This is a genomic window from Clostridium sp. AM28-20LB, assembly GCF_003480665.1.
GTDB classification, from domain to species: Bacteria; Bacillota; Clostridia; order Lachnospirales; family Lachnospiraceae; genus Otoolea; species Otoolea fessa.
This window is the reverse complement of sequence record NZ_QUJN01000001.1, coordinates 37,268-58,519: the sequence shown is the minus strand read 5'-3', so window position 1 is coordinate 58,519 and position 21,252 is coordinate 37,268. Positions and strand designations below refer to the sequence as shown.

Annotated in this window: 20 protein-coding genes; 2 read left to right on the top strand and 18 right to left on the bottom strand. The window is 50.0% G+C overall.

Annotated elements, in window-relative coordinates; translation table 11 throughout:
* Window positions 1–86: 86 nt before the first annotated feature.
* The 16 genes from DW739_RS00275 to cysK all read right to left on the bottom strand — a co-directional run bounded on the left by DW739_RS00275 (window position 87) and on the right by cysK (window position 16,615).
* On the bottom strand, window positions 87–1,475 hold the full coding sequence (locus tag DW739_RS00275; protein WP_107001585.1) for a glycine--tRNA ligase: 1,389 nt from the start codon (window positions 1,473–1,475) through the stop codon (window positions 87–89).
* Between the two features lie 95 nt (window positions 1,476–1,570).
* Complete coding sequence (locus DW739_RS00270; RefSeq protein WP_107001586.1) at window positions 1,571–2,230, bottom strand: hypothetical protein; 660 nt, start codon at window positions 2,228–2,230, stop codon at window positions 1,571–1,573.
* A 155-nt stretch (window positions 2,231–2,385) separates the two neighbouring features.
* A complete protein-coding gene (locus DW739_RS00265; protein WP_118742444.1) occupies window positions 2,386–3,411 on the bottom strand; it encodes an acyltransferase in 1,026 nt (341 codons plus the stop codon).
* A 30-nt stretch (window positions 3,412–3,441) separates the two neighbouring features.
* A complete protein-coding gene (recO, locus tag DW739_RS00260; protein ID WP_022359740.1) occupies window positions 3,442–4,089 on the bottom strand; it encodes a DNA repair protein RecO in 648 nt (215 codons plus the stop codon).
* Between the two features lie 20 nt (window positions 4,090–4,109).
* Window positions 4,110–5,027 (bottom strand): GTPase Era, encoded by a 918-nt coding sequence (gene era, locus DW739_RS00255; RefSeq protein WP_022359739.1) that lies wholly within the window; start codon window positions 5,025–5,027, stop codon window positions 4,110–4,112.
* A 26-nt stretch (window positions 5,028–5,053) separates the two neighbouring features.
* Window positions 5,054–7,972, bottom strand: coding sequence for an insulinase family protein (locus DW739_RS00250; RefSeq protein WP_118742443.1), 2,919 nt, complete (start codon window positions 7,970–7,972; stop codon window positions 5,054–5,056).
* A gap of 113 nt (window positions 7,973–8,085) precedes the next feature.
* A complete protein-coding gene (locus DW739_RS00245; RefSeq protein ID WP_107001589.1) occupies window positions 8,086–8,898 on the bottom strand; it encodes a YdcF family protein in 813 nt (270 codons plus the stop codon).
* Between the two features lie 34 nt (window positions 8,899–8,932).
* Entirely contained in the window at window positions 8,933–10,171 is a 1,239-nt protein-coding gene (locus DW739_RS00240) for a U32 family peptidase (RefSeq protein WP_118467416.1), read from the bottom strand.
* 14 nt (window positions 10,172–10,185) lie between these two features.
* Complete coding sequence (locus tag DW739_RS00235; RefSeq protein WP_022359735.1) at window positions 10,186–10,827, bottom strand: O-methyltransferase; 642 nt, start codon at window positions 10,825–10,827, stop codon at window positions 10,186–10,188.
* The gene (locus DW739_RS00230) at window positions 10,814–11,227 is read right to left on the bottom strand and encodes an aminodeoxychorismate lyase (protein ID WP_117795094.1); all 414 of its coding nucleotides are present in this window, start codon (window positions 11,225–11,227) and stop codon (window positions 10,814–10,816) included. Before DW739_RS00230 ends, DW739_RS00235 begins: the two co-directional genes overlap by 14 nt.
* Window positions 11,228–11,257: 30 nt before the next feature.
* The gene (locus DW739_RS00225; RefSeq protein ID WP_022359733.1) at window positions 11,258–12,925 is read right to left on the bottom strand and encodes a ribonuclease J; all 1,668 of its coding nucleotides are present in this window, start codon (window positions 12,923–12,925) and stop codon (window positions 11,258–11,260) included.
* Between the two features lie 34 nt (window positions 12,926–12,959).
* Window positions 12,960–13,262, bottom strand: coding sequence for a DUF1292 domain-containing protein (locus tag DW739_RS00220; protein WP_107001592.1), 303 nt, complete (start codon window positions 13,260–13,262; stop codon window positions 12,960–12,962).
* A gap of 56 nt (window positions 13,263–13,318) precedes the next feature.
* Entirely contained in the window at window positions 13,319–13,756 is a 438-nt protein-coding gene (gene ruvX, locus DW739_RS00215; RefSeq protein ID WP_118293431.1) for a Holliday junction resolvase RuvX, read from the bottom strand.
* Window positions 13,757–13,863: 107 nt separating this feature from the next.
* On the bottom strand, window positions 13,864–14,127 hold the full coding sequence (locus tag DW739_RS00210) for an IreB family regulatory phosphoprotein (RefSeq protein ID WP_022359731.1): 264 nt from the start codon (window positions 14,125–14,127) through the stop codon (window positions 13,864–13,866).
* Between the two features lie 110 nt (window positions 14,128–14,237).
* Entirely contained in the window at window positions 14,238–15,407 is a 1,170-nt protein-coding gene (locus tag DW739_RS00205) for an ATP-binding protein (protein ID WP_107001594.1), read from the bottom strand.
* A 272-nt stretch (window positions 15,408–15,679) separates the two neighbouring features.
* Window positions 15,680–16,615, bottom strand: a complete 936-nt coding sequence (gene cysK, locus DW739_RS00200; RefSeq protein WP_107001595.1) for a cysteine synthase A — start codon at window positions 16,613–16,615, stop codon at window positions 15,680–15,682.
* 703 nt (window positions 16,616–17,318) lie between these two features.
* Here cysK and DW739_RS00195 point away from each other — a divergent pair.
* A complete protein-coding gene (locus DW739_RS00195) occupies window positions 17,319–18,077 on the top strand; it encodes a tRNA threonylcarbamoyladenosine dehydratase (protein ID WP_118467410.1) in 759 nt (252 codons plus the stop codon).
* A gap of 126 nt (window positions 18,078–18,203) precedes the next feature.
* Here DW739_RS00195 and mtaB read toward each other — a convergent pair whose 3' ends face one another.
* Window positions 18,204–19,520 (bottom strand): tRNA (N(6)-L-threonylcarbamoyladenosine(37)-C(2))-methylthiotransferase MtaB, encoded by a 1,317-nt coding sequence (mtaB, locus tag DW739_RS00190; protein ID WP_118742442.1) that lies wholly within the window; start codon window positions 19,518–19,520, stop codon window positions 18,204–18,206.
* Window positions 19,521–19,611: 91 nt separating this feature from the next.
* On the opposite strand from mtaB, the gene DW739_RS00185 reads away from it, so the two are divergent.
* Window positions 19,612–19,842, top strand: a complete 231-nt coding sequence (locus tag DW739_RS00185) for an HPr family phosphocarrier protein (protein WP_022359725.1) — start codon at window positions 19,612–19,614, stop codon at window positions 19,840–19,842.
* A 154-nt stretch (window positions 19,843–19,996) separates the two neighbouring features.
* Here the strand turns inward: DW739_RS00185 and thiI are convergent, their stop codons facing one another.
* On the bottom strand, window positions 19,997–21,175 hold the full coding sequence (gene thiI, locus DW739_RS00180) for a tRNA uracil 4-sulfurtransferase ThiI (RefSeq protein WP_107001598.1): 1,179 nt from the start codon (window positions 21,173–21,175) through the stop codon (window positions 19,997–19,999).
* Between the last annotated feature and the right edge of the window lie 77 nt (window positions 21,176–21,252).

The window sequence follows — 21,252 nt, the reverse complement described above, 5'->3', positions numbered from 1 at the left end:
ATGTCACAAGCCCTCTCTAACACAAAAAGCAGAAACCATCTCCTGTTTTCTGGAATATGGTTTCTGCTTTTTTGTTTATTTAAAGATTAGAAACGGAACTTATCCTCAAAGTAGTTCTTTAACTCTGCGATCGGCACACGTACCTGCTCCATGGTATCACGGTCACGGACGGTAACAGCCTGGTCGGTCTCCGACTCGAAATCGTAAGTGATGCAGAACGGAGTACCGATCTCATCCTGACGGCGGTAACGCTTACCAATGTTTCCTCTGTCGTCGAACTCGCAGTTGTAGTACTTGGAAAGCTCTGCGTAGATCTTCTCTGCTCCCTCGTTAAGCTTCTTGGACAGCGGAAGCACACCGATCTTAACCGGTGCAATCGCCGGATGGAAGTGAAGAACGGTTCTCACATCGCCCTCGCCGATCTCTTCCTCATCGTAAGCTGCACACAGGAATGCCAGCGTCACACGATCAGCACCCAGTGACGGCTCAATCACATACGGGATGTATTTCTCCTTCTTCTCATCGTCAAAGTAGGTCATATCCTGACCGGAGGTGTTCTGATGCTGGGTCAGATCGTAATCGGTACGGTCTGCGATACCCCACAGCTCGCCCCATCCGAACGGGAACAGAAATTCCAGATCGGTCGTCGCCTTGCTGTAGAAGCACAGCTCTTCCGGAGAATGGTCGCGCGCGCGCATCTCATCCGGCTTGATGCCAAGTGTCTGCAGCCAGTCGATGCAGTGCTGTTTCCAGTATGCAAACCACTCAAGGTCGGTTCCCGGTTCACAGAAGAACTCCAGCTCCATCTGCTCGAACTCTCTGGTACGGAAAGTAAAGTTACCCGGTGTGATCTCGTTACGGAACGATTTACCGATCTGACCGATACCAAACGGGATCTTCTTGCGGGAGGTTCTCTGTACGTTCTTGAAGTTTACAAAGATACCCTGTGCAGTCTCCGGACGCAGATATACGGTGTTTTTTGCATCCTCGGTAACTCCCTGGAAAGTCTTGAACATCAGGTTAAACTGACGAATGTCGGTGAAATCATGCTTGCCGCAGCTCGGACAGCAGATGTTATTGTCATCAATGTACTGTTTCATCTGCTCCTGGGACCAGCCGTCTACAGAACCCTCGATCTCGATGTTGTGCTCTGCCATATAGTCCTCGATGAGCTTATCTGCACGGAAACGCTCTTTACAGCTCTTGCAGTCCATCAGCGGGTCAGAGAAGCCGCCCAGATGTCCGGATGCCACCCATGTCTGGGAGTTCATGAGAATCGCACAGTCTACACCTACGTTGTACGGGCTTTCCTGAATAAATTTCTGCCACCATGCACGTTTTACATTGTTTTTCAGTTCTACGCCCAGATTGCCGTAGTCCCATGTATTGGCAAGGCCGCCGTAAATCTCAGAACCCGGATATACAAATCCTCTTGATTTTGCGAGCGCCACGATTTTGTCCATCGTCTTTTCCATTTGTCTTGTCCTCCTGATTCGTTTATCATTGTACCCGTCCCCGCCTTTTCTTTCAATATCTGGCAGATGGACGAATTTAACAATCATTCTGTTTTTTATCTTTTAAAAATCACATAAGCCGTGCCTGTTTCCGGCAGACTGACGGTTGAATCGTCTTTTAACTCGGTATTCGAACTGCGGTAAAGCACTTTTCCGCCGACCATCAGCGTCGCACCGCCCTCGCTCCGGACTGCCATGCCGCTTTTTTCATTCTGAACCGTATCCGTTCCGGCTTCGCTTCCATCTGCCTTTACCAGCTCACCCTCGGAAAACCATCCATCGGCAATCGCCTCCGAAAGCGGCTTTGCCTCCAGCGCCGTCAGGGAGTTGCTGGTGTCCTCGTTGTCATTCGTCTCTCCGAATGCTTTCAGATCTTCAAAGGAAGCATAATCAAAGATCGCAGTCACCGTGTCTTTTCCCGCCTTCACACTTTTCAATGCTGCCGGCAGTCTCTCGGCATTTTTCTGGTTCTGTGCCAGCGCCCCGGCGCCTTTTTCTTCATTAAAATGAATCACTGCCGTCTCTAAATACTGCTTTAATTCATTCTCATCGACCGAAATACCGCCGGTCTGCTCCACCAGAGCACTCGACAGCGCTCCGTCTTTTGCCACATATACGCAGCTCTCCGAAGGGGAAAAGGCGGTTTCCCGTGAGCCACAGCCGGACAGCATCACACCCACGGTACACGCTGCCAGAAGAAATCCTCTTTTTTTCATTGCTCTTCCTCCCAAGCGCAAAAATGCTCCTACAACCAAGTTTTTATAGTATACCTGCTTTTCTATGTATTTTCAAGACTTGGACCTGAAAAAACGCATACTCGCACTTCCGTTTCCAGAGATACCTGCCTTTCAACCGTAAATCCTGCTTTTTGTCAGCGTCCCCCATTCAGGGTCTTCCAGATATCCGGACGGTACCTCCGCAACACGCGCGCCGCCTGATAACAGAGTGTCACTGCAAGCAGCGGCATACACACATACATAAACATCGAAACCAGCTGGCTGCCCGGAAATAGCAGCGCCGCCGCCTTATTGAGGAAACGGACCACCACAAAGTGCGTCGCATAGATAAAAAAGGTGCAGGTCATAAACGGTCTGACTTCTCCCAACCAGCGCTCGTTTACCATCATCCAGATACCGATGACTGCCAGAAGCTGGTAGAGAACGATTCCCGGCACAAAATAGTGGGTATAATAGCTCCTGCTGAGCACAATTCCCACTGCCAGCAGGCACACCCCCAGTGCCGCCCGCTTCCACGACCATACCGCCTCCGCCCATTTTCTCCCGTGCAACGCTGCATAGGCGGCAAAGGAATAATAAATCAGGGCGTCCAGATTCAGCTCCGGCAGCGCCACCCCCTTGAAAAGTGCCACAAGCAGCGCCAGCAGAAATGCCGCGCCGGTCCAGATATTTTTCAGAAACAGATACAGCACCGGTGCCAGCAGCACCAGCAGAATGATCTGATACATGAACCAGAACACCGGATTGAAGGTATACTTGGTGATCGCCTGCCATGCCCCGGACGTCGTGATCACCAGATCCGTCCGGTTGGCGATCGTCTGCAGTCCCGGAATCCGGCTCGCCGCCACATACGCCACGTAGTAGATGGTATTCCAGAGCAGGTACGGAACCAGAAGCGAATGCAGACGTTTATTTAATTTTTCTCCCAGCCGCTTCATCGTGAAGTTCCGGTAGAACAGGTAGGCAGACAGCATGATAAAGCATGGGATGTCCACCCGCAAAATTTCCTGCATGACCGGGTACTGGAAATGCCACCACGGTGCGTCCTGCCCCAGTTCCGGGAAAAACAGATCCGCGTTGCCGGAATGCGTCCAGATGACCATGAGGCAGCAGATGAAATTGAACCAGGCGATTTTCTGATGGAATTTGGGTTCTGGCATATAAATGGTTCCTCCCTGGATAGTTGTATGTTATGTAATCGTCTGCAATATCTCCAATGAGTGAAAACTTTTATCTACATACGCCCTCTTATTCCGCTCCACATTCGCCGCAAATTGTGCAAATGCATCTTCTTTCAGAAGAAATGTATATAACTTCTCGATCGGCGCGTAGATGACGTACTGCCAGGCGTAGCGTGCGGAGTCTCCGGCGCGCAGGGGTGGATCTTCGGTGTATTCGCCGTTGATGACCATGATTTTTAATTCGAAGATGCGCTGTACAAGTTTGTTGGGGAGTGCGGGTTTTAGGAGGGCGCGGAAGGACTGGTAGAGTAATCGCAGCATTTCTCTTGCCTCCAGACCTTCTCTTCCGAAGTATTCGGCGAATTCAGCAAAATAGGAGGCGTAGCAGGCGCACTCAACGTCCTGTTCAAGTCCTTCGAAATAGTTTTCGATCTCCGCGCCATAGAGATTGTAGGCATCCCGCGTCTCAGAAAGTGTGAAGGTTCCAAATGCGAAAGGCCGGCTTGCCGCACGCAGCAAACTTCCAGTGCGCTTCGCCCCGCGGGCAAATGCCGTGATTTTTCCGCGGTCTCCCGTCAGGAGAATCAGACGTTTATCAAATTCACCGACCGGGGCTGCATAAAGCACCATTCCGGTTGTCTGTATCAAATCTCGCATGCAGCCCTTCCTTCCCTCACTTAAATTTCTTTCGGGTTATATCCGTAATTCTTCATATACATATCGCTGTCTCTCCACTCCCGGCGCACTTTAACCCAGAGTTTCAGGTTGACCTTCGTGTCCATCAGATTTTCAATTTCCATCCGGGCAGCGGTTCCGATACGTTTTAACATCGATCCGCCTTTTCCGATGATGATGCCCTTGTGGGAATCGCGCTCGCACACGATCGTTGCATCCACGTCGATGATGCCGTTTGGGCGCTCTTTCATCTGGTCGATGACAACTGCAATGCCGTGCGGGATCTCGTCGTCCAGCATCCGAAGCGCTTTCTCGCGGATCAGCTCCGCTGCGATCTGGCGCATCGGCTGGTCGGTGACGGTATCCTCATCGTAAAACTGCGGACCTGCCGGGAGATATTTAAAAATACTGCTCTTGACATCCTCGATATTCATCTCTTTGAGAGCCGAAACCGGGATAATCTCCGCAAAATTCAAAATATCCTTATATGCCGCGATAAAGGTCAGAATCTCTTCCTTCGATTTGACCGTATCAATTTTATTAATAACCAGAATGACCGGCGTCTTGATCTTCGAAAGCTGCTCTGCAATGTGACGCTCGCCTGCCCCGATGAAGGTGGTCGGCTCTACCAGCCAGAGAATCACGTCAACCTCTTTTAACGTATTCTCTGCGACATTGACCATGTACTCGCCCAGCTTGTTTTTCGCCTTGTGGATACCCGGTGTGTCCAGAAAAATGATCTGTCCGCGCTCGTCTGTGTATACCGTCTGGATACGGTTCCGGGTCGTCTGCGGCTTCTCAGATGTGATCGCGATCTTCTGTCCGATCAGGTGGTTCATCAGCGTGGATTTGCCGACATTCGGACGCCCGATCAGGGTCACAAAGCCAGATTTAAACTCTTTTGTATCTGTATTTGCCATCTTGTTTCCTTTCACTTGCATTTTGTTTAGTTAAACAGATTCTTCACCGTCTTAAACAGATCCTGATTTGCCTTGACTTTTTCTGCATTTCCAATCGCACAGATGCTCTGCTCACTGAGCACTGCCCTGATAATCGGCGCCAGCTCCCGGATATCCTCCGGGGTAACTGCCAGGATCTCGTCTCTCTCTTTCTGGATCATCGCATCCGTCACGCCGGTAAACCAGGCCGCGTCGGCGCGAATGCCTTTGTACGGCGGCAGAAGCGGCGCATCAAGGTCGCTGATGGTTCCAATCACGAATTTCGTCATATCACGCTCGTCTGCCTCAAACTGCTCCAGATACGGCACGATGCCCTCGTAAACCTCATTCGTCTCGCGCAGGTTCGGATCGCGGTAGGAAACGAAATAGCTGTCGCCAAATCGTCCGGCTCCATTCATGACGCCGTAAGCGCCGCCCTTGACACGGACATTGATCCACAGATAATCATATCCGAGAATGACTTTCAGCGTCCGCAGCGTGCCCTTGTATGCCAGCCCTTTCTCCACGAAATTGCCGCAGCGCGCCAGATAATTGACCTGGGAGGAGGTCATGAAGCCCTCGTTTAAGTTCTCTTTTTTCCACTCAAACGGATAAACGGTTCCGTCGCCCTGTGGAAGACGTTCTTTTAAAAGCGGAAGCGCTGCTTCAAGCCCTGCCTGATCGCCAGCTGCTGCCGTGTAGCTTATCAGCATATTTTCTTTCGTAAACAGGCGTGCCGCCGTCTCTTTTAATTTCGCGATCACCTCTCCCTTTTTCTCATCAAAGTGCTTTGCCGTCTCTTCAAGGAACTGGTAAAATCCGATTCCGCCCGTGCAGTCGTCAAATGCCGATTCTGCCGAAAAATAGGAGCTGGCTCTCATCACTGCCGCTGAATGTGCCGCCTGATTTAAACGCATCTGGCTCTTCGATTTCGTCTCCGCCACAATCTCGCCGAGACGTTTCTCATCATCAAGGATTGAATCAAGCAGAATCTCCGCGATCGCTGAAAATCCGAAGTCCAGCTTCTCGCACAGCACCCGGGCACTCGCGGTAAAAATACCGGTAAACGCGCCCTGTTTCCGGCTGTCCGCATAGGAGCTGACGCTGAGCGTGATACCGCCGGTATTTAAGTTGATCTCATCCGACAAATCGCTGTATGTGTGTTTCGTCGTATCGACAAATCCAAGCACTGCTTTCAAAAGTCCCACATACGGCAGATCCCTGGACGGTACATGGTCGGTACGGAACATCACGCGCAGATAACCGATGCCTGAGGTAAAGAGCTCATGTGCCAGCACCTTGGTTCCGCCAATCTCGCGCTCGGTCAGGATAAATTTCTCCGCCTCTTTGCGGATATCTGAGCGTTTCAACAGCGGAATCTTCTCTAAATCTTCCTTCGGGGACGGGGTGTCCTGATACTCTTTCAGCTCTTTCGTGCCATCCACGATCGCCTGAATCTCCTCCGCGCCCAGGCTCTTCTTATATGCTTCCAGCTTTTCACGCAGCTTCTCATCCTCGATCGCCGTCAGTCCCCGCTTCGGGCTGACCGTGATCACCGCCTCAAACGGGTTATCTAAGAGATATTTGCGGATCAGTTCTTCAAAATATCCTTCCTTTGCTGCTTTTTTGAGGAATGCAAATGTCTCCTCATATTCCAGGTGCATCAGCGGATCGCCGCCGTACAGCCAGCTATCTAAGCACTGCAAGCCGTACATCAATCCTTTCGGCGCGTTGCCGAAATCCGCCTCACGGCTGCGGAATTCATAGTAGTTGATGCCCGCCATCAGGCTCTTCTGGTTGATACCATCATCTGCCAGCTTCTTAAGCGTTCCCTTGACAGTCTTTAAAAATGCCTCTTTCTGGCTGCCATCCGCATTTTTCGCAATGACAGAAAAATATGGCTGTAAAATACCATTTTCATAGCTTCCCAGGATATCCTGGCCAATCCCGGCGCTGATGAGTTCTTTCTTTAAAACGGCGCCCGGCGCATCCAAAAGCACATACTCCAGGATCTGAAATGCCATGTAGAGAATCGGGTCGAGATCGTCGCCCACCACCGTATTAACCGACAGGTAGGTTGCGTGATCCTCCGGCTCATCCTCAGTGATCGGATAGAAGATCTCACGGTCCTTCGGCGCGTCAAACGGCTTCTGGTAGTGAATTTCAGAATCCACCGGCTGACGGTCATAGTGGCTTAAATACTCACGATCCAGCCAGTCCAGCTTCTCTGCCATATCCATATTTCCGTACAGATAGATAAAGCTGTTGGACGGATGGTAGAATTTGCGGTGGAAATTCAGGAAATCCTCATAGGTCAGCTCCGGGATAACCTCCGGGGCGCCGCCGGACTCATGCGTATAGCAGGTATCCGGGTAAAGCGTGTTCTGCGTGTAGCGATCAAGCACGCCCTCCGGGGAGGAAAATGCACCCTTCATCTCATTGTAAACGACACCGTTTACCGTGATCGGGCTGTCCGCCGACTCCATCTCGTAATGCCAGCCCTCCTGGCGGAAAATCTTCTCTTCTTTATAGATATTCGGATGCAGAACCGCGTCCATATAGACGTCCATCAGGTTCTGGAAATCCTTGTCGTTGCAGCTTGCAACCGGGTATACCGTCTTATCCGGGTAGGTCATCGCGTTTAAGAAGGTATTTAAGGAGCCCTTCACCAGCTCTACAAACGGATCCTTGACCGGAAATTTCGCCGAACCGCACAAAACACTGTGCTCCATGATATGCGGCACACCCGTGCTGTCAGATGGCGGGGTGCGGAATCCGATGCAGAATACCTTGTTCTCATCGTCATTCGAGAGCAGGAACACTCTCGCTCCCGTCTTCTTATGTTCCAGAAGAATCCCCTCGGAATTCAGCTCTTTTACGTGTTTTTCATTCAGGATCTGATAGCTCTTCAAATCTTTTACTGTCATGCTGTCTTTCCTTTCTCTAAAACGATTCCACAGCGCATACAGACATCTGTTGAATCGTTACTGTTCACGCATACGTGACCAGTAACGTTGAATCGCACCTTTTTTTCTTTTTTTTACAGTCTTCCCATAAATTTGTCTTTTAGTACGGCAAATGCCTCCCGCAGCCACAGGTGCACCGCCAGCACCGGGTCGCACGCAGCTGCCACGCCGACCGGCTCGATCTCCTGTCTGCGCGCGATCGCCTCCGCCCGGAACACATGGTAATTGCTCGTCAGAATCCCGATCCGGATGGTATCGCCGTCCGGGCGCTCACGGTAAAACTCCATCAGGTGTGCCCGCGCCGCCTGCGCCTTGTTGTATTCCTGCCGGTCGATCACCGTCCGGCTGAACTCGATGTTCTGCACCGTGTCGGAAGACTGGTCTTCAATCAGCAGCTTATCCTCCGGAATCCCGTTGTACTGTAAATATTCGTACATCGCCCGCGCCTCGCTGATCTCCTCGCCCGGACCTTTTCCGCCGGAAAGCACCAGAACCGTGTTCGGATATTCCTCCGAATACTCGATCGCCCGATCCAGACGCTGCTTTAGGGAATTGCTGATCTTGGTGCCGCGCACACGTGCTCCCAGCACGATCACATAGTCCGCCGGCTGTCCCGTCGCCGTAATGGCGCTCCAGCCGATCAAAACCTCCGTGATCACCAGAATCAGAAATCCCGCCGCACATACTGTCCCGACGGAAACGCCGATCCACACGGGGATTCTGCCCTCATGCTGGCTGCCAAACCACCATCCAGCCGCCAGAAGTCCCAAAAAGATCGCCAAGCAGGGCCAGATCAAGGCAAACGAAGTCGAAACACCTGAATAAATAACAATTATGATATAATATAACAGGCACAGGACCGCCGTTCCTCCTAAAAACCAAACCATCTGTCATCCTCCTGATGTCCATCCAGCCGCACCTTTACAAATCCAGCGCTTCGTCCTCACGCCGCAGGATATCCTGCGGCTTTGCCATACCGCCTAAGTCTACCCAGAGCTGCTGCTTCGGGTGCGGTGCGCTCTCCTGCGCGGTTCCATCCTCAGTAAAGATGCCTTTCACTTCCACACGCAGGTTACGTCCGTCCGGCTTCATGATCTCGATCGTCTCTCCCACGCTGAATTTATTCTTCTGCTCCAGATGAACCAGGCCATCCCCGCGCACAGCGCCGACCGTTCCCAGATAGGTGTACGGTTTTACATAAGTATTGCTTCCGTATACCTGCGACTCGGTACCCGGTTTATGGAAATAAAATCCGGTGATGTATTCCCGGTGGGTACATTTGCGGATCTCACTCTTATACCACTCCATCTTGGACTGGTATTTTTCCGGGCTTTCCAGATAATCGTCGATTGCGATTCGGTAGGTTCTCGCCACGGTTGCCACATAGAGTGCTGTCTTCATGCGTCCCTCGATCTTGAAGCTGTCGATTCCTGCTTCGACCATCTCCGGAATGTGCTCAATCATGCACAGGTCGCGGGAGTTGAAAATATAGCTGCCGCGCTCATTTTCATAGACCGGCATCCACTCGCCCGGTCTTGTCTCCTCCGCCACCGCATATTTCCAGCGGCACGGATGAGTACAGGCGCCCTGGTTCGCGTCGCGCCCCGTCAGAAAATTGCTGAGAAGACATCGTCCTGAATAGGAAATGCACATCGCTCCGTGGATGAAGCTCTCGATCTCCATATCCTCTGGAATATGTTCGCGGATCTCGCGAATCTCCTTCAGGGACAGCTCCCGCGCCGTTACCACGCGCTTCGCGCCCTGTTTATACCAGAAAAGGAACGTCCCGTAGTTTGTATTATTTGCCTGTGTGCTGATATGGATCTCCATCTCCGGGAGAATGCGTCTGGCAATCTCAAAGACACCCGGATCGGAAATAATCAGCGCATCCGGCTTGATTTCTTTCAGTTCTGTGAAATATTCTTCCACACCGGCTAAATCATCATTATGTGCAAAAATATTTGCTGTAATATATACTTTGACGCCGCGCTCATGGGCAAACGCAATGCCCTCTTTGATCTCTTCGTTCGTAAAATTCTTCGCCTTTGCCCGCAGACCAAACGCCTCGCCGCCCAGATAGACCGCATCGGCTCCGTAAAGGACCGCCGTCTTGAGGACGTCCAGGCTGCCCGCCGGGATTAGAAGTTCCAGTTTTCTCATGTTTTTCCTTTCTTTTATCGCTTTACACTTAACGCCACGCCATCCCCGATCGGAATGACAGACGTCTCAAATTCTTTCATGTGTGTCAGTTCATATAAATAATCGCGCATCCGCGTGTGGATCGTCCGGTTGCGGCGCTCGACCGCATAGCGGGATTCCACGATATCGCCGTCCTGTAAGACATTGTCCGACAGAAGAACGCCGCCGGACGGCAACAGACGCAAAATCTGAGGCAGCCAGTGCATATACTGCCCCTTAGCCGCATCCATAAATATAAAATCATAAGGGCCGGAAAGCGTCCCCAGTATCTCTTCCGCATCGCCTTCCAGTAAAGTAATGCACGGCTCTTTTCCTGCCCTTTCAAAATTGCGCTTGGCAATCGGTATTCTTTTTTCGTACTTCTCAATCGTCGTGATCCGGCAGTTTTCCGGCATCACACGGCTCATCAGTAAAGCCGAATAGCCCACAGCCGTTCCTACCTCCAGAATCGACTGCGGGCGCTTGAGAGCAATCAGTGTTTTCAGAAATGCGGAGGTCTCCCTGCGGATGATCGGAACGCAGTCAGCCAGCGCTTCTTCCTCTATCGAGTCGAGCAGCGGTCCGTTGCCCGCGTCCAACGACTGGATATAGGCGGTAATTCTGTCATTTACTATCACTTTTATCCTCCTCCGGGCTGGCGGCAGAAGCTGCCGCCTCATCCATCTCCTTCAGCATCTCCAGAGAAGTCTGGGCGGTGCTGAACTGATAGGTCCCCGGATATATCTTGTATTCATAAATCTTTGCCTGCAGCACAAAGACCACGCGGCTCCTAATCAAACCGACGCGTTCCAGCGCTTCGCCTGCCTCGGAGGTGCTTTCGCTTTCCTCGATGGTAACCGTTCTCATTCTTCCCGGCTCTGCCTCAACTGCGGTCGGGTTAAATATCTCATGCCCCAGCCAGTAGCCCTTCGTTGCGCCCTCATAGAGCAGAAACAGTGTCAGTACCAGAAAAACGATCCGGAACACACTGTCCAGAATTGATACTGCGATATGGGGTTCCCCAGATGTCCGGCTCATATACCACCTCCGTGCTGCTTTTGCAGTCTTCTACACTTCCATGATGATCGGAAGAATCATCGGATTTCTCTTCATCTTCTTCCATAGGAAATCACTCAGGCTGTCGCGGATAATGTTCTTGATCTTGCCCCAGTCGCTCACGTGCTTCTCAAGACAGCCTTGTACGGCTTCATCCACGATTCTCTGTGCCTCTTCCATCAGATCCTCGGACTCACGCACATAGACGAAACCTCGGGACACGATATCCGGTCCGGCTAAGAGCTGGTTGCTGTATTTCTCCAACGTCAGTACCACAATAATGATACCGTTCTGTGCCAGGTTCTGGCGGTCGCGCAGAACGATATTTCCGACATCACCGATGCCCAAACCATCGACCAGGATGCCGCCCGCCTGTACGTGGTCGGCAACACGGTAGCCCTCGTCCCCGATCTCGATCACATCACCTGAGCGCATCAGGATGACATTTTCCTTCGGAATGCCCATTGAGATTGCCAGGTTGCGCTGCGCCATCAGGTGGCGGTACTCACCGTGTACCGGAATCGAGAATTTCGGACGAACTAAGGAGTACATCAGCTTGATCTCCTCCTGGCAGGCATGTCCGGATACGTGGGTATCCTGGTTGATAACCTCTGCGCCCTTCATCGACAGCTCGTTGATAACTCTTGCAACGGCTTTCTCATTGCCCGGAATCGGGGTGGAACTTAAAATAACCACGTCGCCCGGCATAATCGAAACCTTCTTGTGCAGGTCTGCCGCCATACGGGACAGTGCCGCCAGAGACTCGCCCTGGCTGCCGGTCGTGATAAGGACGGTATCCTCTTTCTTATAATTTTTCAGATGTTCAATGTCGATCAGTGTATTTTCCGGAATATTAATGTATCCAAGTTCGCTCGCCGTGCCGATGACATTGACCATGCTTCGGCCCTCGACCACTACCTTACGTCCATAGTGGTATGCCGTATTGATGATCTGCTGGACACGGTCTACGTTGGAAGCAAACGTCGCAACGATGATCCGGTTGTTCTTGTGCTCTGCAAAAATCGAATCAAAGGTCTTGCCGACGGTGCGCTCCGACATCGTAAATCCCGGACGGATCGCGTTGGTACTGTCGCACATCAGCGCCAGCACGCCTTTCTTTCCAAGCTCGGCAAAACGCTGCAGATCCGCCGGTTCGCCGAATACCGGTGTGTAATCGATCTTGAAGTCGCCGGTGTGGACGATAATGCCAGCCGGGGAAAAGATCGCAAGCGCCGATGCATCTGCGATACTGTGATTCGTCTTGATAAACTCAATCCGAAAACATCCGAGATTGATGGACTGTCCGTGCTTTACGACCTTGCGGCGGACGGTCTTCATCATATTATGCTCTTTTAATTTATTCTCAATCAGTCCGATCGTCAGTTTGGTGCCGTATACCGGTGCCGGAACATCGCGGAGTACATACGGCAGCGCGCCGATATGGTCCTCATGTCCGTGCGTGATCACAAAGCCCTTGACTTTGTCAATGTTGTTCTTTAAATAGGATACATCCGGGATAACCAGATCGATTCCCAGCATATCGTCGCTCGGGAATGCCATACCGCAGTCTACTACAATAATGCTGTCTTCATATTCGAAGGCAGTCATATTCATACCGATCTGTTCCAGACCACCGAGCGGTATGATCTTTACCTTATTATGATTTGTTTCCTTTTTCAATCAATGCACCTCCAAAAATTCGATTTTTAGATTTTTATTCGATATCAACGCCCAGATCGCTCATCAGCTCCGCAAACACCTTGGACATATACTCCAGTTCTCCGTCATCGTCCACAAATTCGTAAGCTGCTTCTGCATCCTCCGGCTTTGATGTATCTCTCAACAGATAGCACTCTCCATCGCCGTCCTTCGTATCACTTGCCAGCAGATAGGACTCGCCATTTAACTTTGTCTCTTCCAGGACATACAGCTTCACTTCCTCGCCGTTCTCATCCCTCAGCGTGATGCTGTTTTCCATATTATTCAGTTCATCTAACATTGAATCCAGGTTTCCCATTCTACGATTCTCCTTCTATTCTTTATTTTCAATCATTGATTTTTATCACTGATAATTTATTCTTCCGCTTTTCCTTGTGCCTGTAAATCCAAATATCCCTGCAAAATCAATACTGCCGCAATCTTATCAATCACGCTCTTCCGGTTTTCCCGGCGCACTCCACTCTCGATCAGAATCTGCTCCGCCGCATTCGTCGTCAGGCGCTCGTCCCACATAACGACCGGAAGGTTCGTCCGCCGTTCCAGCATCTCTTTAAATGCCAGCGTCTTTTCAACGCGCTCTCCCAGCGTATTATTCATATTTTTAGGATACCCCAAAACAATCGTCCCAACCTCGTATTCCCGGATCAGCTCTTCAATCCGGGCGCAGGTCTGGCGAAGTTTGTTCTCATCCTTCCGTGTGATCGTCTCAATCCCCTGTGCTGTAATGCCTAACGGATCGCTGACTGCCACTCCCGTGGTCTTCGATCCAAAATCAAGCCCCATAATTCTCATATTCTATTTTCTCCATAACAAAACAAGCTGGCAGCCCGTCAGATATTGGACTGTTGTCGCCAGCTGTTTACTCTTCCGCTTTTTAATTGCCGTGCTGCATCCACTCTTTACTGAAGCTTCGTCTCAATATATACCTTCACAAGCTCTTCCAGAATTTCGTCACGCTCTACCTTCATAATCAGGCTTCTGGCACTCTTGTGGCTGGTAATATAGGTCGGATCTCCAGACATAATATATCCTACAATCTGATTGATCGGGTTGTAACCCTTCTCCGTCAGCGCTGTATATACCTGTTCCAGAACCTGGCTTGCCTCCAGCTTCTTCTCTTCCTGTACTGCTCTAAAAAACTGTGTATTGCTGATATCACCCATTTTGTCTTCACGTCCTTTTAAATACCCGCCGCGCTCTGTCACTCTGCTGATCCATGCGTGCAGGTAAACTACTCTTTTTTATTTTACTCTACTTTACCCCATTCGGCAAGTTATTTTTTATCATTATAATCATCCAGGAAATTGTACGTCCAATCGTCCTTGTGGTAACCGATCACAGTCTTTAAGTTGATATTGTGGACACTCTTAAAGATATTTTTCTCGATCACGTCGCTCTCCTTGCGGAAATGGGCGATCAATTCCTTCATCTCATCACGCTTGGAACCGCGTCCGCCTCCGCAGCTCACGCAATTTTCAGTAAAACGGCACGCGCACTGTATAAACTGCAGTCCGTTGTAATCGCGCCACGCCTTGACCGCATCTTCCTTGATAAGGTACATCGGACGGATCAGCTCCATGCCCTCGAAATTCTGGCTGTGCAGCTTCGGCATCATCGTCTCAATCTTGCCGCTGTACAGCATTCCCATGAGGATCGTCTCGATCACATCATCAAAATGATGCCCAAGCGCAATTTTATTGCAGCCCAGCGCTTTCGCCTGTGCATAGAGGTGACCGCGTCGCATTCTGGCACAAAGGTAGCACGGATTCTGTTCGATCGTCGCCACCGTGTCGAAAATATCGCTCTCAAATACCGTCAGCGGAATGCCGAGAAGTTTCGCATTGTCCTGGATGATCTTCCAGTTATCCGCATTGTAGCCCGGATTCATCACTAGAAAAACGGTTTCAAACTGGAATTTTCCATGTTTTTTCAATTCCTGGAAAAGTTTCGCCATCAGCATGGAATCCTTGCCGCCGGAGATACAGACTGCGATCTTGTCGCCCTCCTGAATCAGGTCGTAGGTGTTGAGCGCCCGCGTAAACGCCCGCCAGATCGGCTTTCGGAATTTTTTTATAATACTCTGCTCAATTCTCGCCCGTTTTTCCTCTCGATCCGCCTCGGATTCTCCGCCTACGAAGCGGGACAGGGAGAGGCGCAGCCACGCACGGTAACCACCCTCCACATTGACCGCGTCAAATCCGTCTCCGGTCAGACGACGCACCCACTCCTGACTCTTCTCACCGGTATGGCACATCACGTACACTGGATGCATTTTGTCTAACCTGGCTGTTTCTTCCTCATATTGCTCTTCCAGCCGGGACGCCGGGAGGCTTACCGCCCCCGGAAAAGTTCCGCGCATATACTGGTCCTGCGGGCGGATGTCCACGATCGTCTTCTCCGCATCCTTTAACGCTTCCAGCTCCTCAATCGTAATCGTTTTCATTGTATATTCTCCTGTATCCGTTATTTGCAAAATCCTCTTTAAGAAATAAGACACAATTCTCATGAAATGAAACAAAAGCACAGGATCCGCTCTGACAGTGCTCTGCCAAACAAACGGGTCCTGTGTTTTCTGCTGCTTTGTTACCGTTCACGCGCACGTAACCAGTAACTCATTTTCTATTAATTATAACACTCTCCCCGCATTCTGGGAAGTCCTATTTCTATAATTAGTCTCTTAGTCATTACTGTTCACGCATACGTGCCCAGTAACTCCTAGTCCTCTGTAAAGAGTGGTGTGGAATAATAGCGGTCACCACTGTCTGGAAGAATCGCTACAATGGTTTTCCCCTTATTTTCCGGCCGCTTTGCCAGCTCAATCGCACCATGCAGGGCTGCTCCGGAGGAAATGCCGACTAAGATGCCCTCTTTGTGTGCCAGAAGTTTTGCTGCTGCAAATGCATCCTCATTCTCCGCCTCGAAAATCTCATCATAAATTTTAGTGTTCAGTACATCCGGTACAAATCCGGCGCCGATACCCTGAATCTTGTGTGCGCCGCCCTTGCCTGTCTTTAATACCGGGGAGGAAGCCGGCTCCAGCGCTACGACTTTCACATTCGGGTTCTGGGATTTTAAGTATTCGCCGGTACCTGTCAGAGTTCCGCCGGTACCAACGCCTGCGATCAGGATATCAACCTTTCCGTCGGTATCATTCCAGATCTCCGGACCAGTGGTTGCTCTGTGAACCGCCGGATTGACCGGATTGACAAACTGACCGGCTAAGAAGCTGCCCGGTGTCTCCTTTGCCAGCTCTTCTGCCTTCTCGATCGCGCCCTTCATGCCCTTTGCGCCCTCAGTCAGGACAATCTCTGCACCGTACGCTTTCAGAATGTTGCGGCGCTCCACGCTCATCGTCTCCGGCATCGTCAGGATGATGCGATATCCCTTCGCTGCTGCGATGGACGCCAGACCGATACCGGTATTGCCGGAAGTCGGCTCGATGATGACGGAACCCTCTTTCAGGACACCTCTCTTCTCTGCATCCTCAATCATGCCTTTTGCAATACGATCCTTCACGCTTCCAGCCGGATTTAAATACTCCAGTTTTACCAGAACCGTTGCTTCCAGTCCCAGCGCTTTCTCAACATTCACAACCTCAACTAACGGTGTGTTTCCTACCAGTCCCAGTGTTCCCTTATAAATGTTTGCCATGATGATTTCCTCCTGTATCTGTGATGATTTTTATATTTTTTAATTTTTATATATTTCTATAGATTCTTCTTTTTTCCAGAACTCTTTTCCAATTTGAAAAACTCGCTTCAAAAGAAGTTTAAAATGCGAAAAGAGCCCATCCTCTATACACATTTACCGCCGTCCAATCCAGCTTTTCTGCCGCCTGTCCTGCTTGTTTTTCTGTGTACGCGGATGCGCTCTTTCTATATCCTTAACCCTTATGAATAAAAAGGTTCACGAAACCCGTTTTTCCCGGAAACCTCGCTTACCGAAGTCCAGCCTTCTGGTTTTCGCGTACACAAATGCGACAACAACATCGATCCATACAAATACAACCATTGCTGCAACACATCATATTCATCCCAAAACCATTGACTGCTTTCATGATCTTCACTCCTTTTCTTTTTCCTATCAGCTTAGTAGGCATATTATCACTTTATGCAATATCTGTCAACCTTTTTTTGATTATTTGTTACTGTTCACGCATACGTGCCCAGTAACGATTATTTGCACACTTTGTTACGTTTCTTCATGTCTTTCTTGACAAACGCAGACCGCACCTTTACAATAAAATACCGAACTGATGGGTAAAAAACGTTCAGAAACAGAGCCTGCTATTATTTAGTATAGCACAGTTGTGACTGTGAAGCTACTGACAGAATATATTACAAGGGAGTATCATATGTTAAATTCATTTTCCAGAACTGAACTTCTCCTCGGCAGGGATGCCATGGAGCGTTTATCGAAAGCCCGCGTTGCCATCTTCGGCATCGGCGGTGTCGGCGGCTATGCGGTGGAGGCGCTCGCGCGCAGCGGCGTCGGCACGCTTGATCTCATCGACGATGACAAGGTCTGCTTAACCAACATCAACCGTCAGATCATCGCAACCACCTCCACCATCGGAAAGTACAAGGTCGATGTCGCTGAGGAACGCATCAAATCCATCAACCCGCATGCGGTTGTCCACACCTACAAGACATTCTACATGCCGGATACCGCGAAGGAATTTGATTTTTCCCAGTATGACTACGTGATCGACGCAATCGACACCGTAACGGGAAAACTGATGCTGGTAGAACAGGCAGAGGCAAGCCACACGCCGATCATCAGCTCGATGGGTGCCGGAAACAAGCTGGATCCGGCTGCCTTTGAGGTAACTGACATTTATAAGACTTCCGTCTGCCCCCTCGCGAAGGTCATGCGGCGTGAGCTAAAAAAACGCGGAATCAAGAAACTGAAAGTGGTTTATTCGAAAGAGAAACCCTTGACTCCGGGCGATGATATGGCAATCTCCTGCCGTTCCCACTGTGTCTGCCCGCCGGGAACCGCCCGTAAATGTACCGACAGACGGCAGATTCCGGGTAGTATCTCGTTTGTACCATCAGTAGTGGGACTGATTATTGCCGGGGAGGTTATTAAGGATCTCGTCGGGGTTCATTGATTGCTTACTGGTTAATTTATTAAGTCGATATATTCTATTTATGTCATTTTTTGAAATTTTATATGTATGTAAAAAACCAATGAATCCCATCTTGGGGGTATCATTGGTTTTTTCGTTTACGGTCTTCTATTCACTTTCCAGTAAAAGCACCTCTTCATTCAGTGCCTTCGTGAAGATTCCCTTCACCGTCTTATTTTTTAATCCTTCTTCGTATGGAACGGCACCTTTGACGTACTGGCGGGTGTGTCCCATCATGTATTTAGTTCCGTCGATCTCGATGGGTTCTTCGAGAAGGATTTCTTCTTCAGTTCCGAGGAAGCGCCCGCGGTATTCTAAGGACTGCTGTTTTTCCAGTGCCAGCAGGATATCGCTGCGGACAGATTTGGTTCCTTCTGATACCTGATCCGGCATATCGGCGGCGCGGGTGCCTGCGCGGCGGGAGTATTTGAATATATGCATCTCGTAGAAATGGATCGTTTTTAAGAAGCGCTCTGTTTCAGCAAATTCTTCTTCGGTCTCACCCGGGAATCCTACGATGACATCGGTCGTGATCGCCGGATTGTCAAATTCTTCCCGCAGAATTTCACAGCACACCTGGTATTCAGCAGCATTGTAGCGGCGGTTCATGCGCTTTAAGGTCGCGTCACAGCCACTCTGGAGTGACAGATGGAAGTGCGGGCAGATGGTCCGCAGACTCGCCAGCTCTTTGGCAAATTCGCGGGTTACGATACGTGGTTCAAGAGAACCAAGGCGCAGGCGCTCAATGCCCGGAATCTGGTCGAGACGTTTGATTAAAGTCAGCAGATTTTCTTTCTGCTCATCCTTGAAATCGACACCATAGGAGCTTAAATGGATACCTGTCAAGACAATTTCCTTGTATCCGGCTTCCGCAATCCCGCGCACCTCGCGCTCGATGTCCTCCGGGCGGCGGCTGCGGACGCGTCCTCTCGTATATGGTATAATACAATAGCTGCAAAACTGGTTGCAGCCGTCCTGTACCTTGATAAAGGCACGCGTATGGTCAGCAATCCGGCGGATATGGAGTTCTTCGTATTCCTGTGAATGTCCGATATCCAGAATCTCACCGCTATTTTCGTGATCTGCAAAATAATCATCCAGAATCTGTACCAGATCTTTTTTCTGGTTATTGCCGACGATCAGATCGACCGCCTCATCTTTTTTTAGCTCCGCGCCTGCTGCCTGCACATAACAGCCGACCGCCACAACAGCCGCCGACGGGTTCATTTTCTTTGCCCGGTGCAGCATCTGGCGCGATTTCCGGTCGGCGACATTTGTCACGGAACACGTGTTGATAATATAAACATCCGCTCCTTCCCGGAACGGCACAATCTCATATCCTGCATCCTCTAAGAGCTGCTGCATGGCTTCCGTCTCATATGAGTTCACCTTGCAGCCCAGATTGTGGAATGCCGCTTTTCTCATTTTTATCTCCTTTAAATTGAATCCTCTCTTGACTTTTGTCAGATTACTTTGTAGTATAAAAGTATTATTGTAGATAGAGGAGGTTTTTTTCATGAAAACAGTTCGTATTTCTTTAAACTCGATCGATAAAGTTAAATCCTTCGTCAACGACTTAGCGAAGTTCGACGTAGATTTTGACCTTGTTTCCGGACGTTATGTGATTGATGCTAAATCCATCATGGGTATCTTCAGTCTGGATCTGTCCAAACCGATTGATTTAAACATCCATTCTGAGAACCAGATTGACGAGATCTTAACGACACTGGCTCCGTACATTGTATAGCAACCATTAGAACGATCGAGATGGTTCTGTTTGAAACGAAAAAAACCGCTGTTAAGCAACGCGCTTTGCAGCGGTTCTTTTTTAGATTTGGAAGAACGGCTCCAGCGGCTTCTCTGGATTATCGTTGTTCCTCCAAATCCTCTATTTTATATGACTAGCACCGGATAACCTCAACCGTATCGATCGCCTCTTTTACCAGCGCATCTATCTTCTCTTCCAGATTGCGCTCGGATTTTTCAATCAGGTGCAGGACCGGCTTGGTAACCGGGTGTTTGGCTACGAAGATGGTGCAGCAATCTTCATACGGCTCGATCGATGTCTCGTAGGTACCAATTTTCAGGGAAATATCGACGATATCCTGTTTATCGAAACCGATCAGCGGGCGGAAGACCGGAAGTGTGCAGACTGCATTGGTAACCGCCAGGGAATGAACCGTCTGGGATGCTACCTGACCGATGCTCTCGCCGGTGATGAGTCCGAGACAGTCGTCTTTCTTCGCCAGCTCTTCCGCGATCTTCATCATGTAGCGGCGCATGATAATCGTCAGCTCCTCATGCGGGCACTGCTCGTAGATGTAGAGCTGGATATCTGTGAAATTGACTACGTTTAATTTGATCGGACCTGCGTATTTTGCTACCTGTTTTGCCAGATCGACTACTTTCTGTTTTGCACGGTCGCTGGTGTATGGCGGCGCATGGAAATAGGTTGCCTCGATGGTAACGCCGCGTTTTGCGATCATGTATCCTGCCACCGGGCTGTCGATACCGCCGGATAAAAGCAGCATCGCGCGTCCATTGGTTCCGACCGGCATACCGCCCGGTCCCGGAATCACTAGAGAGTATACGTTGATACGTTTTGCACGCAGTTCCACATTTAAAAGAACATCCGGATTGTGTACGTCTACCTTCGTCTCCGGGAATGTGTCCAGGATGACCTCACCGAGATCGCGGTTGACTTCCTCGGAGGTATGCGGATACTGTTTGTTGGCACGGCGGGTGTTTACCTTGAACGTAAAGTGTTTATCTGGGTATGCTTTGTCCACATACTCAACAATCTTCGCTTTCAGGTCGTCATATCCGTTGTCCTCTAACTGAACCATCGGACAGATCGCCGCAATACCGAATACCTTTTTCAGTGCGTCGATGACCTCATCGTAATCAAATTCTTCCGCTGCGGTCGCATAGATACGCCCTGCCTCCTTGGTTACGGTAAATTTTCCATCAAGACGTTTTAACGAGTGATGGATGTGGGACACCAGCGCGTCCTCGAATACATAGCGGTTTTTACCTTTCAGGCCAATCTCCGCATATTTAATCAAAAATGTATGAAACATGGAATTCCCTTTCTACAACAGGCTGTCATTCTTCTGCTTTCCCGCAAAAAAACTGAACAGCCATTCTTTAAACAGCC